The 13,645-nt window shown below is 65.0% G+C and carries 6 protein-coding genes and 1 pseudogene; all 7 read left to right on the top strand.

The window, feature by feature from the left end:
* The first annotated feature begins 42 nt into the window (after window positions 1-42).
* On the top strand, window positions 43-1,620 hold the full coding sequence (gene guaA / locus D573_RS0106430) for a glutamine-hydrolyzing GMP synthase (protein WP_018937990.1): 1,578 nt from the start codon (window positions 43-45) through the stop codon (window positions 1,618-1,620).
* Between the two features lie 204 nt (window positions 1,621-1,824).
* Window positions 1,825-3,123 carry a ferric reductase-like transmembrane domain-containing protein gene (locus D573_RS0106425; RefSeq protein WP_018937989.1) on the top strand — a complete coding sequence of 433 codons (1,299 nt, stop codon included), beginning with the start codon at window positions 1,825-1,827 and terminating at the stop codon, window positions 3,121-3,123.
* Complete coding sequence (locus D573_RS0106420; protein ID WP_018937988.1) at window positions 3,120-3,929, top strand: cytochrome b5-like heme/steroid binding domain-containing protein; 810 nt, start codon at window positions 3,120-3,122, stop codon at window positions 3,927-3,929. Before D573_RS0106425 ends, D573_RS0106420 begins: the two co-directional genes overlap by 4 nt.
* A 46-nt stretch (window positions 3,930-3,975) precedes the next feature.
* Window positions 3,976-4,361: pseudogene (locus D573_RS14155) on the top strand (GMP synthase (glutamine-hydrolyzing)); the annotation flags it as partial.
* 278 nt (window positions 4,362-4,639) lie between these two features.
* Window positions 4,640-9,397, top strand: coding sequence for a PAS domain-containing protein (locus D573_RS0106410; RefSeq protein WP_018937987.1), 4,758 nt, complete (start codon window positions 4,640-4,642; stop codon window positions 9,395-9,397).
* Window positions 9,394-12,441 carry a PAS domain S-box protein gene (locus D573_RS0106405; RefSeq protein ID WP_018937986.1) on the top strand — a complete coding sequence of 1,016 codons (3,048 nt, stop codon included), beginning with the start codon at window positions 9,394-9,396 and terminating at the stop codon, window positions 12,439-12,441. The genes D573_RS0106410 and D573_RS0106405 overlap by 4 nt, the downstream gene beginning before the upstream one ends.
* Entirely contained in the window at window positions 12,438-13,508 is a 1,071-nt protein-coding gene (locus D573_RS0106400; protein WP_018937985.1) for an HD-GYP domain-containing protein, read from the top strand. The genes D573_RS0106405 and D573_RS0106400 overlap by 4 nt, the downstream gene beginning before the upstream one ends.
* The last annotated feature ends 137 nt before the right edge of the window (window positions 13,509-13,645 follow it).

Below are 13,645 nucleotides of genomic sequence, written 5' to 3'. Positions count from 1 at the left end.
TGACATACTCCCGGCCCGCAGGCCGGGATACCGGATGACCTCATGACCCAGGATCTTCACGCCCACCGCATTCTGGTGCTGGACTTCGGTTCCCAGTACACCCAGCTGATCGCCCGCCGCGTGCGCGAGGCCAGGGTCTACTCCGAGGTGCATGCCTGGGACATGCCGGCGGCCGACATCCGTGCGTTCAATCCCACTGCGATCATCCTCTCCGGCGGCCCCGAGTCGGTGAATGTCGACCAGCCCCCGCGCGCCGAGGACGCGGTGTTCGAGCTGGGGGTTCCGGTACTGGGCATCTGCTACGGCATGCAGACCATGGCCGCGCAGTTGGGTGGTCGGGTCGAGCCGTCGGAGCGTCGCGAGTTTGGCTATGCCCAGGTGCGCGCCCGTGGCCATACGCCGCTGCTGCGTGACATCGAGGATCACACTACGCCGGAGGGCTATGGCCTGCTGGACGTGTGGATGTCGCACGGCGACCACGTGACCGAGCTGCCGCAGGGCTTCCGCTTGATGGCCTCCACCGATTCCGCACCGATCGCCGGCATGGCCGATCCGGATCGCGGCTTCTACGGCGTGCAGTTCCACCCCGAGGTGACCCACACCACCCAGGGCCAGCGCATCATTGAGCGCTTTCTGCACGATATCTGCGGCTGCGCGGCGTTGTGGACGGCCGACAACATCATCGACGACATGGCCGCGCGGGTGCGCGAGCAGGTCGGCGCCGATCACGTGGTGCTGGGCCTGTCCGGCGGGGTGGACTCCTCGGTGGTGGGCGCGCTGCTGCACAAGGCGATCGGCGACCAGCTGACCTGCGTGTTCGTGGATACCGGGCTGCTGCGCGAGGGCGAGGGTGACCAGGTCATGGCGACCTTCGCTCGCCACATGGGTGTGCAGGTGATCCGTGTGGATGCCGAGGAGCGCTTCATGAGCGCCCTGGCGGGCATCCAGGACCCGGAGGCCAAGCGCAAGATCATCGGCGGGTTGTTCATCGACGTGTTCGACGAACAGGCTGCAAAGCTCGACAACGTGCAGTGGCTGGCCCAGGGCACGATCTACCCGGACGTGATCGAGTCGGCCGACTCCAAGACCGGCAAGGCCCATGTGATCAAGTCGCACCACAACGTGGGCGGCCTGCCGGAGAACATGAAGCTGGGGCTGGTCGAGCCGCTGCGCGAGCTGTTCAAGGACGAGGTGCGCAAGATCGGTGTCGAGCTGGGCCTGCCCACCGAGATGGTCTATCGCCATCCGTTCCCCGGGCCGGGCCTGGGCGTGCGCATCCTCGGCGAGGTGAAGAAGGAATACGCCGACCTGCTGCGCCGCGCCGACGCGATCTTCATCGAGGAGCTGCGCAAGGCCGATCTCTATGACAAGACCTCGCAGGCGTTCGCGGTCTTCCTGCCGGTGAAGTCGGTGGGGGTGATGGGCGACGGCCGGCGCTACGACTACGTGGTGGCCCTGCGCGCGGTGGAGACCATCGACTTCATGACCGCGCGCTGGGCGCACCTGCCGTACGAGTTCCTCGACCACGTCTCGCGGCGGATCATCAACGAGATCCCCGGCATCTCCCGCGTCACCTACGACATCTCCGGCAAGCCCCCCGCCACCATCGAGTGGGAGTGACTGGAAAGACCCGCAATGGCGGGTGCTGACCGGCGTCATAGCGGAGGCTTCAGGATCCTGCGTAGCCCCACGGCCGGTAGCACGACTACCGGCCGTGGGGCTACGCCTTGCCTCGGAAGACACGGTGCACTAACGCGAGCGTGTACATTGATCGGCGGTTACCTAGACTGTGCCGAGGTGGACTTCCTGGAATAAACGGATCCCATGTTCAGACGCATCAGAGCGGGTGACTGGATTGTCGTGGTGTTGCTGCTGCTGCCGGTGCTGGTGGCGTGGCCGCGTTGGTGGCCGCGGCCGGGCGCCGGCGCGGCCGAGGTGCTCTCGGCGCTTGGTCACCTGGCCGGCGTGCTGGGTCTGAGCGCGCTGCTGGTCGGTGCAATGCTGAGTGTGCGCCTGCCGGGCCTGGATCGCTGGTTCGGCGGTTTGCCGCGCATCTGGACCCTGCACCGGATGCTGGGTTTCTCGGCCTTCATCCTGATCATGCTGCACGTGGTACTGCTGGCCTTCGGGGCGCTGCCAGTCTCTCCGGAAATGGCGGTACAGGTGCTCTTTCCGCCCCTTGAATACGGGGCGGTGTGGATGGGCTGGGGCGCACTGGTGCTGATGGTGATTTTTCTCGCGCCCACCTTTCAGTTTTTCGGCAGGCCGCATTACCAGCGCTGGAAGCGCCTGCACCTGTTGTCGGTACCCGCGTTCCTGCTCGCGTTCACGCACGCCGTCATGCTCGTGGAGCATGCGCTGCTCTGGTGGGGGCTCGCGGCCCTGGCGGTCGCCGCGGTGTTCTGGCGCAAGGTGCTTTCCCCCCGGCTGGGGCGCCATGACTATACCGTCGAGGCCGTGACCGCCCTTGCGTCCAACGTGGTGGAGATCACCCTCGCTCCGAGGGGCCGGGCCATGTCGTACACCGCGGGACAGTTCATGTACCTCACCCCCTACGACCCGGAACTGGAAGCCGGCCGGGGGGAAGAGCACCCCTACACCATCTCATCGGCGCCGAGCGAGGAGGTTGTCCGGGTGGGCATCAAGGCCCTGGGCGATGCCAGCCGGGCATTGCAGACGGTGAAACCGGGTACCGCCGTGCAGATCGAGGGCCCCTACGGCCAGTTTTTCGAGCGATGCGACCCGCAACGCAAGCAACTCTGGTTCGGCGGTGGCATCGGCATTACGCCCTTCGTGTCCGGTGCCCGGACGCTCCAGCGGCAGCCGGGGTCCGGGCTGGATGTCACCCTGATCTACCTGGCCAACCGGCTGGAGCGCGCCTACTACATGGACGAGCTTCGGGAGATCGCGGAGGGGCATCCGCATTTCGATGCTCGGATCCATTATTTCCAGGATCGCGGCCCCGTGGACGAAGCGTTCATCCGCTCGCATTGCCCGGACCTGGAGGAACGGGAGATCTACATCTGCGGACCGCCCGGCATGGTGCAACACCTGATGGGTCTGCTGAGCCGCGCCGGTGTACCCAAGGGCCGCATTCATACGGAGGCGTTTGATTTCCTATGACCGTGAACAAGATTGCCTACACCGCGTTCGTGGCCTTCTGCACCGTGATCGTCACCCTTTGGGCCGTCAGCGCGCTGGTCGCGGAGACTCGTGAGGCCGACGACGATCAGGGCCTTGTTACGGAGGAGGAACTCGCTGCCCACGACAGTGGCGAGAGCTGCTGGAAGGCCATCGATAGCCAGGTGTACGACGTGACGGAATACATTCCGCGTCATCCCACTTCCGCGGACGTCATGCTGGAGTGGTGCGGCCGTGATGCCACGGAGGCCTGGTACAACAAGACGCCCGGGCGTCCGCACAGCTCCAGGGCCGCCGCCATGCTGGAGCAGTACCGGGTAGGGGAACTTGCCGATGCGCCGGCGCCCCCGGCACGGCCCGAGCCACCGGCGCCCGCACAGGAACCCGCCGCCCATCCGCCGGGCAGGGTGCTACTCGGCCTGTCACCCGGGAGCTACCTGGATGGCCGCTACCGCGGCGTCTTCTCGGACCGAGGCGCCATGCAGGTCAATATCCAGTTCGATCTGCGGGATCATCATTTCCACAACGTCCGGTTCCGGTACCTGAGCTACCGGGGGGTGGATTATCTGGCGCTTGAGGAGGAAGAGGAACTGCATGCCGTGATGCGCCAGCACCGACAGGCCATCGATTACCTCGAGGGCCGGCCCCTGTCGGCCATGTTCGATCTCTACGCGCCGGAGGACGTGGTGGACGACATCGACGCCTTTACCGGCGCGACCCTGCGCGGAAACAAGCTGATCTCGGCCATTCGTGATGCGCTCAACCGGGGCGTCTATCAGTGGCCGTGACATGGCCGCGCGGGTGCGCGAGCAGGGCGGCGATGGCCCTGTGGTGCTGGGCCTGCCCACCGGGAGGGTCCATCGCCACCCGTTCCCCGGGCCGGGCCTGGGCGTGCGCATCCGCGGCGAGGTCAAGAAGGCATACCCCGACCTGCTGCGCTGGGCGGGTGTGGTCTTCATCGAGGAGCTGCGCAAGGCGGATCTCTACGACAAGACCTCGCAGGCCTTCGCGGTCTTCCTGCCGGTGAAGGCGGTGGGCGTGATGGGCGATAGCCGGCGCTACGACTACGTGGTCGCACTGCGTGCGTCGAGACCATCGACTTCATGACCGCGCGCTGGGCCCACCTGCCGTACGACTTCCTCGACCACGTTTCGCGCCGCATCATCAACAAGATCCCCGGCATCTCGCGCGTCACCTACGACACCTCCGGCAAGCCCCCGCCACCATCGAGCGGGCGTAATCGCCCGCTTCCCGGCGCGCGAAGGGGACATTGGTCCGTGTTTCTCCGGGGCGGATTGATGTCGGCTTGTGAGCTGACATCAGGCTGGTACAGCAAACCTACGACAATACCCTCCTGCTCGTGCTGTTTTTGATGCCTCATGCACTGCCCGCAACGTTTTCTGCTACGTTTAAGCTTGAATTTGGGGGGGGTATCGAAAGTTGTTTGCAGGCCCCAGTAATACGGTGACGCTCAAGGGGCTTGCTGGATATGTCCGTAATGACCGACGCCTTAGGCGAACTGCAGCGCCAATTTGTAGAGGCCCTTCCCGCTAGACTGAAGAGCCTTCACAGCCAGTACCAGAAGCTCGACCCGGCTGGCTGGCAGCCTTTCGAGGCGCAGGCTCTGCACCACCAGATCCACAGCCTGACCGGTAGCGCCGGCACTTTTGGCCTGCAATCGGTATCAGCTGCGGCGCGGCAATTGGAGATCCGCCTTAAGGCCATCGTCGAGGCAGGCGCAGCCCCGGACGCCGACGTCTGGGCCACGATCGGCGCTGAGCTCGTGCGCATTGAGGCCCTGGCGCTCAGCCGGCTTCAGGCCGACGCCCCCAGCCTGACACCGCCCGAGACCCCGCCGCGCCCCGATCGTGCACCGTGGGTGTATCTGGTCGAGGACGATGCCGAACAGGCCGCGTATCTGGCCCAGACATTGGGCGAAGACGGCTACCGGATACGGCTGTTCACCTCCCTGGATGACTTCCACGCTACCTTCGTCGAGGACGAGGCCCCCGACGCCATCGTCCTGGACATGAGCTTTCCCGAGGGCGACGACGCCGGGGCCGCGCTGCTGGCCGAACTCCAGGCCGGAGGGGAGGGTTGCCCACCGGTGGTGTTTGTCTCCGTGCGCGACGATCTCAAGGCGCGCCTGGCCGCCTTCCGGGCCGGTGCCAGCCGATACCTACTCAAGCCGGTAGACCCGCGGGCGCTCATCGACCTGCTCGATGCCCTCACGGGGCGCATGCCGTTGCAGCCCTACCGGGTGCTGCTGGTGGACGACGACCCGGTTTTGCTGGAGGCCCAGTCCAGCGTGCTGCGCGCCGCGGGCATGACCGTGCAGGCCCTGGATCAGCCGCTCGACACTCTGGAAATCCTGGACGCCTTCCGCCCCGATGTTGTGGTGCTGGACGTCTATATGCCCGACATTCGTGGTCCCGAGCTGGCTCACCTGGTGCGCGAGCGCGATGACTACCTGACCCTGCCCATCCTGTTCCTGTCCGCCGAGACCGACATGAGCCTGCAACTGGAGGCTCTCCAGCTTGGCGGTGACGACTTCCTGGTCAAGCCGGTGCAGGCCGAACACCTGATTGCCGCGGTCACCGCCAGGGCGAGGCGGTCGCGCCAGAATGTTGCCGTACAGCGCCGGCTGGCGAACACGCTGTACGAGCGGGAGCGCGAACACCTCGCGTTGGATCATCACGCCATCGTCAGCATGGCCGACAGCGCCGGCAACATCACCTATGTCAACGACAAGTTCTGCGAGATCAGTGGCTATAGGCGTGGCGAACTGATCGGCCACAACCACCGCATCCTCAAGTCGGAGGAGCACCCCCCGGTGTTCTTCGAAGCCATGTGGGAGACCATTTCGGCGGGTCACGTCTGGCAGGGCGAGATCTGCAACCGGGCGAAGGATGGCTCGCTGTACTGGGTGGAATCCACCATCACCCCGTTCATGGACAGCGAGGGCCTTCCGTATCAGTACGTCTCGATGCGCACCGAGATCACCCACGTGAAGGCGGCCGAGGCGGAGCAGCGGGCGCAGAATGCCCTACGTGCGGTGATCGGCGAGGCCACCTCCAGTTTGCTGGCGGCCGACGCCGACTCGCTCGATACCGCCCTCGAGCACGTCCTGTCCCTGACCGCCCAGCACTTGGGCGCCGACCGAGCCTACCTGTTACTGCTTTCCGAAGATGGCACCCGCATTGGCAACGGCAGTCAGGAATGGTGCGCTGCGGGTGTCGTCTCGCACCACGCTGTCCTTCTGGGCACCCCCCTGACAGCCCTCTCCTGGTGGTCAACGCATCTCCAGAGAGACCAGCCGGTCATCGTCCCCGATGTGGCCGCGCTGCCGCCCGAGGCGGCGGCAGAGAAGGCGATTCTCCAGTCCCTGGATGTCCGCGCATTTGTGGGTTTCCCCATCCGCCACAGGGGGCAGGCCCTGGGTTCCTTATGCTTCGACCATCAGGTCGGCGTCGATCCGGACTCGACGACGCTGGAGCTGCTGGGCTTGCTGGCCGGCCAAGTGGGCAGCGCGCTGCTCCGGCGCGCGAGTATTACCGAGCGCAAGCTCGCCGAGCAGGCGGCGGAGACCGCCAAGGCACGCCTGAACCGGGGGCAGCAGTTCGCCAACGTCGGCACCTGGGAGTGGAATATCGTCACGGGCGATTTGATCTGGACCGATCGCATCGCCCCCCTGTTTGGCTACCCCGAAGGCGACCTGGAAACTTCTTACGACAATTTCCTCGGCGCTATCCATCCGGAGGATCGCCAGGCGGTGATTGACGCGGTTGACGCCTGCGTGGCCCACGATGCGCCCTACGACATCGAGCATCGTGTGGTATGGCCCGACGGCACCGTGCGCTGGCTACTGGAGCGAGGCGCAGTGGTACGCGACACCGAGGGCCGGGCGTTGCGCATGCTGGGCGTGGTACAGGACATTGATGACCGCAAGTGTGCCGAAACGGCATTGGCCGAGCGGGAGCAGCAACTGCTGGAGGCACAAGGCCTGGCGTCGCTCGGAAACTGGCAGCTCAACCTTATTAGCGGCGAGTTGAGCTGGTCCGATGAGGTCTATCGCATCTTCGGCTATGAGCCCGGCAGCATGGCTCCCAGCCTCGAGGCCTTCCAGGCGGCCGTTCATCCGGATGACCGCCAGTTGGTTCGGGACAGCGAACTGGAAGCCGAAAAAACCGGCCGCCACGATGTCATCCATCGCATCATCAGGCCCGACGGCAGCATCCGCCACGTGCACGAGCTGGCGCAGGCGGAAACCGATGCCGAGGGCAGCCTGGTCCGCCTGTCCGGAACGGTGCAGGATGTGACCGATCGGGTCGAAACTGAACAGCGTTTCTCCTTCGCCGTTGAGGGGGCCGGCGATGGCGTCTGGGACTGGGATGTCAAAACTGGCCGTATGACGTTGTCGGGTCATTACGAACTCATGCTCGGTTACCAGCCTGGCGAACTGGAGCCGAGTATCGAGGTGTGGAAGACCTCGATCCATCCCGACGACCGGGAACGGGCGCAGCAATGGCTCCTCGAGTACCTCGAGGGCCGCCGCGACGCGTTCCATGTGGAAATGCGGTTGCGCTGCAAGGACGGCACCTACAAATGGGTATTGTGCCGGGGCACGGTGGTGCAGCGTGATGCCGGGGATGAACCGGTACGCCTGGTCGGCATCCACAGCGACATCGACGTGCGCAAGGCCGCCGAGGAGACCCTGCAGATATTCAAGCATGTGGTCAATTCCGTGCTGGACGGCGTGCTGGTGATCGACCCGGAGGGTGTGATTCAGCTGGCCAGTCCGGCGGCCGCGGCCATCTTTGGCCACGACCAGCAGGCCATGGTGGGTAACAATGTGTCCATGCTCATGCCGGAACCGGTGCGTTCGAGTCACGATGCCTATCTGCAGCGTTATCTGGCCACCCGTGAAGCTCATACCATCAATCGGCAAGTCGAAGTGACCGGACAAAGGGCCGATGGCGCCGAATTTCCGATGGAGGTGTCGGTCAGCGAACTCGATATCGGGGAGGGCACATACTTCGTCGGCCTGCTTCGCGACATCAGCGCTCGCAAGCAGGCCGAGGAAGAACTGGTCACCGCGCGCGTGGAAGCCGACCGCGCCAATCAGGCCAAGTCCGAGTTCCTTTCGAGCATGAGCCATGAACTCCGGACGCCGATGAACGCGATCCTAGGTTTTGGCCAGTTGCTGGAATACGACGACAGCCTGGGGCAGGAGCCGCGGGAGAATGTCCATGAGATTCTCCGGGCCGGCAAGCATCTGCTGGAACTGATCAACGAGGTGCTGGACCTGGCCAAGGTCGAATCCGGCAAGATCGAGCTTTCGATGGAGCCGGTGGAACTCTGCCCGGTCATTCAGGAATGCCTTTCGTTGGTTGGCACCACGGCTGACAAGCGCGACATCCATCTTCGCCACCGGGGGATCGAGGGTGCGCGGGTGCGGGCCGATCACACCCGGTTGAAGCAAGTGCTGCTCAACCTGCTCTCCAACGCCATCAAGTACAACAGCGAGGGCGGTACCGTTACGCTCGAGGTGCAGCGCGAGGGCGATGCCCGGCTGCACATCCGGGTCACCGACACCGGCAAGGGCATTCCGGAGGACAAGCTGACGGAGCTGTTTCAGCCCTTCAGTCGCCTGGATGCCGAGAACAGCGAGATCGAGGGCACCGGCATCGGCCTGACGATCACCCGCCGCATCGTGGAGGCGATGGGCGGTTCGATGGGGGTGCAGAGCGAGGTGGGGGTAGGCAGCACCTTCTGGCTCGAGCTGTCGCTGGATGAGCCGGTGAGCCAGACCAGTGCCGAGCGCGTCGCATCGGCCCCGGTGGTTGAGGCGGCGGGCCGCGAGCGCCCCGAGGACCAGTGCCGAACGGTGCTGTATATCGAGGACAATCCGGCCAACATCAGGCTGATGGAGCAGATCGTCGGACAACTGCCTCAGGTCCACCTGCTTACTGCCCACACGGCGGCACTGGGCATCGAACTGGCGCTGACGCGCCGACCGGACCTGATCCTGCTGGATATCAATCTGCCGGGCATGGATGGCTATCGGGTGCTGGAGGCGTTCAAGGCCGAGGCCGGCCTGGAACTAACGCCGGTAATCGCCATCACCGCGAACGCCATGCCGCGTGACATCGAGCGCGGCATGGCGGCGGGTTTTGTGGACTACCTGACCAAGCCGCTTGATGTCGACCGGTTTCTGGACACCTTGCAGCGCCACCTTGCGGAACCCATGGCATGACCCCCGGGTGGATCGAGACGTATCTCGGGTTGATCTTCCAGGTCTACGGTCTGGCGTTTTTCGTCCTGGGCGTTGCCGCACTGCTGAGCATGCGCCGGGAGCGTGGCGCCGGGCTGGCGGCACACCTGGGCTGGCTGGCCGCCTTCGGCATGTTGCACGGGCTGCAGGAGTTCATCGACGGAGAACGTCTGCACAACCCCGCCCCCTGGCTGGCGGTGCTGAGTGCCATCCTGATGGTCAGCTCGTTTGCCGCCCTGCTGGAATTCGGTCGGCGCCTGTGGAACGAGCGGCCCGGGGGGCGCCGGCTGGCCGTGCTGCCCCTGTATGCCGTCACAGGCCTGGGTATCGTGGCCGTCATGTGGGCGGCCCCCGCTGCCACTGCCGGGCTGGAACTGGGCGCACGCTACCTGTTCGCGGCGCCGGCGGCCGCACTGACCGGCGTCGGGCTACTCTCCCTGGCGGGTGCCACTGCCCGTGCGCCCGATACCGTTGTGCGCATCCGCTGGCTGCGTATTGCGGCCCTCGCCATGCTCGGCTACGCCGCCCTGAGCCTGTTTCTGTCCCCAGCTTCCGGGCGCCTGCTGGCAGACTGGCTGCCCACCACGGCGGATTTCCTCGCCGCCACCGGATTGCCGGTGCAACTGGCCCGTGCCGCATGTGCGGTGTTGTTGGCGGTGGGTTTCGTGATTCTCAACCGGCAAGGCGGCGCGCTCGCCGCCACGACCCTGCGGCGGGTGACGGACAATCTCGACGGGTTCGTCTACCGCTGCCGCAATGACCGCGACTGGACCGTGACCTTTATGTCCGAGGGAGGGGAGAACCTGACCGGGTATCCGGCGGCCGACTTCCAGCGCGGCGAACGCCACTTCGCCGACCAGATTCATTCCGATGACCAGCAGCGCGTGTGGGACGAGGTCCAGGCCGCGCTGGCAGCGCATGCTGGTTTCCGGTTGCATTACCGCATGCTCGATCGCGCCGGGTGCGTTCGCTGGTGTTACGAAGAGGGTCGCGGCTGTTTCGATACTCAGGGCGAACTGCTGTATCTGGAAGGCCTGGTCCGTAATGACGACGAACGTCACCAGGCCGAGGGCGCTCGGCGCCGCATGCAGGCGCTGGTGGAAGCCTCCCCGCAGGCCGTGGGCTGGGCCGACCCCGAGGGCACGGTGCAGTATTTCAATAGGGCCTTCCGGAAGCTGCTGGCGATGCCGGAGGATGCGGACCCCTCCAGTGGCTACCGGGCTCAGGAGTTTTACGACGACGAGGTTTTGGCGTTTCTCGAGTCCACGGTGCTGCCGGTTGTCGCGACCAGGGGCGAGTGGACCGGCGAACTCCCGTTACGGGCCCTGGACGGGCGCAGCGTGCCGACCCTCAACAGTGTGTTCGCTCTCCCCGGCGAGGCGGGAGAGGCGGAAGTCATTGCGAACGTGATCACCGATCTTACCGAGCTCAAGCGTGCCCAGGCGGCCTTGGCCGAGAGTGAGTCTCGTTACCGTCAACTGTTCGAGCTTTCTACCGACGGCATCGTCTACGCTGATGCTGAGTCTGCGAGCCTCGTCAGTGCGAATTCGAGCTTTGCCGACATGCTGGGGTATTCGCAGACGGATATCGCGCAGCTGGCTGTCGGGGACCTTCATCCGCAGGACGCCCTGCCCTGGGTGCTGGAGCAGTTCAACGAGCTGGCCAGTGGGCGCCAGAAGGTGGTCCGGGACATCCCCGTGCTGCGCCGCGACGGCTCGATGTTTCATGCCGATATTTCGGCCAGTTGGGTCACCTTGTCGGGCAGCTCCCTGCTGGCGGGGATTTTCCGGGATGTGAGCCAGCGCCGGAACGAAGCGCAGCGTATTCAGGATTTGAACGAGGAGTTGGAGGCCCGGGTGCGCGCGCGCACGGCGGAACTCGAGCGCGCCAACGCGGCGAAGAACGAATTCCTCTCGCGCATGAGTCATGAGCTGCGAACTCCCCTCAACGCTATTCTGGGCTTCACGCAGGTGCTGCAGCTTCCGGGTGAATCGCCGCTGAATGCGCAGCAGGCCGATAATGTCCGTGAGATTCATCATGCCGGCGAGCACCTGCTGGGCTTGGTCAACGAGGTGCTGGATCTAGCCCGTATCGAGGCCGGTCAGCTGGAGATCAACTCCGAAGCGGTGGCGCTGATTCCGGTCATCGAGCAAGGCGCGGCCCAGATCGAGATCCGTGCAAGGGAGCGCGGCATTCGGTTGACGCTGCATGCGCATGAGCCTTGCACGGTGTTGGCCGATCCGTTGCGCCTGCGTCAGGTGCTTCTCAATTTGCTCTCCAATGCCGTCAAGTACAATCGCGAAGGGGGCCACATCGAGGTCGAGTGTGCGCCGGCGGCGGATGGGCGGGTACGGGTGAATGTACGCGACACCGGCCACGGTCTGAGCACCGAACAGCAGGTACGGCTGTTCCGGCCCTTCGAGCGGCTGGAGTCGGCCTATGAAGGGATCGAGGGCGCCGGTATTGGCCTGGCGCTGGCGAAACAACTGGTTGAGGGTATGCAGGGGACGATCGGCGTGGACAGCGTGTCCGGCGAAGGCAGTACCTTCTGGTTTGAGTTGCCGCTGTCCAACGAGAACGCGGCGGCAGCCGGCGGCGCACCGGAACCAACGGCCACTGCCATCGCAACCACCCGGGACGAGAAGTGCTCGGTGTTGTATGTCGAGGACAATCCGGCCAACCTGCGCCTGGTGCAGAAGATCCTGGGCAAGCGCACCGATATTGAATTGTTCAGTGCCACCAGCGCCGAGGAGGGGTTGGAGACGGTCGGGCGTATGCATGTGGACCTGATCCTGCTTGACATCAACCTGCCGGGCATGGATGGCTTCGAGGTGCTTCAGCGCCTGCTGGCCGACCCGTCCACCCGGGCCATCCCGGTAATTGCTGTCACCGCCAACGCCATGGCGCCCGACATCGAACGCGGCAAGGCGGCGGGATTCAAGGATTACGTCGTCAAGCCGATCGACGTGTCGGTGCTTTTGGTTGCAATTGATAGGCAGCTTTATTCGCCAAACGGGGCGCCATGAACAACGAACTGCACAAACTCGCCCGTATCGTTATTGTCGACGACGAACCCGCTAACCTGAAATTGCTGGATCGGATGTTGCGTGGCCAGGGTTACGAGGGTCTGGTATTGATCGACGATCCGCGCGAGGTCCTCGCCCATTACCGGGCGGTGCGCCCGGACCTGATCCTGCTGGACATCAACATGCCGCACCTGGACGGCTATCAGGTCATGGAGCAGATTCAGGCGCTGGATGATCCGCTGTTGCCGCCCATTGTCATGCTCACTGCGCAACATGGTCAGGACTTCGTGCTGCGCGCCCTGACCAGTGGGGCACGCGATTACCTCACCAAGCCGTTCGACCGCAACGAACTCCTGATGCGGGTGCGCAACCTGCTGGATGCGCAGCTGGCACATCGACTGGTCCACGACCAGAAGGCCGCACTGGACCGGATGGTGGACCAGCGTACCCGCGAGCTTCGCGACACCCGACTGCAGGTGGTGCAGCGGCTGGGCCGGGCGGCGGAATATCGCGACGAGGAGACCGGTTACCACATCCTGCGCATGAGCCACACCTGCGCCCTGCTGGCCCGGGAGATCGGTTGGGATGATGCGCAGTGCGACCTCATCCTGAACGCGAGCCCGATGCACGACATCGGCAAGATCGGCATCCCCGACGCCGTCCTGCTCAAACCGGGGCGGTTCGAACCCCACGAGTGGGAGATCATGAAGACCCACGCCGCCATCGGCGCCAGTCTGCTGGAGGGCGATGACAGCGATCTCATGCGCATGGCCCGGGAGATTGCCCTGTCCCACCATGAGAAATGGGATGGGAGCGGCTATCCCCATGGGCTTGCCGGCGAGGCCATCCCTCAGACCGGTCGCATTGCCGCGCTGGCCGACGTCTTCGATGCCCTGACCTCGGAGCGCCCGTACAAGGAGGCCTGGACGGTGGAGGCGGCGGCGGAGATGATCCGCGAGAACCGCGGGCGGCACTTTGATCCCGTGCTGGCGGACGCGTTCCTCGATGTCCTGCCGGGGGTCGAGGAAATCCGGCAGCGTTTTGCCGAACCGGAAGACACCCAATGACGCTAGGGGCGATGTCTGTGACCCGATCCGTCGGCGCTGGAGCGCGTCCTACGTCAGGTCGTCAGCGAGATCCCCGGCAACTCGCACATCATCGGCGGTATGCCCAGCAAGTCGCCCGTGACCACCGAGTAGGAATG

The sequence above is a fragment of the Thioalkalivibrio sp. AKL9 genome (assembly GCF_000377825.1).
GTDB classification, from domain to species: domain Bacteria; phylum Pseudomonadota; class Gammaproteobacteria; order Ectothiorhodospirales; family Ectothiorhodospiraceae; genus Thioalkalivibrio; species Thioalkalivibrio versutus.
Note: the sequence above shows the minus strand (reverse complement) of the source record. Positions and strands in the feature narration are given on the sequence as shown.

Coding starts and splice junctions, on each gene's coding strand:
- guaA (WP_018937990.1), top strand. CDS start 43: ATGACCCAGGATCTTCACGCCCACCGCATTCTGGTGCTGGACTTCGGT.
- D573_RS0106420 (WP_018937988.1), top strand. CDS start 3,120: ATGACCGTGAACAAGATTGCCTACACCGCGTTCGTGGCCTTCTGCACC.
- D573_RS0106405 (WP_018937986.1), top strand. CDS start 9,394: ATGACCCCCGGGTGGATCGAGACGTATCTCGGGTTGATCTTCCAGGTC.
- D573_RS0106410 (WP_018937987.1), top strand. CDS start 4,640: ATGACCGACGCCTTAGGCGAACTGCAGCGCCAATTTGTAGAGGCCCTT.
- D573_RS0106400 (WP_018937985.1), top strand. CDS start 12,438: ATGAACAACGAACTGCACAAACTCGCCCGTATCGTTATTGTCGACGAC.
- D573_RS0106425 (WP_018937989.1), top strand. CDS start 1,825: ATGTTCAGACGCATCAGAGCGGGTGACTGGATTGTCGTGGTGTTGCTG.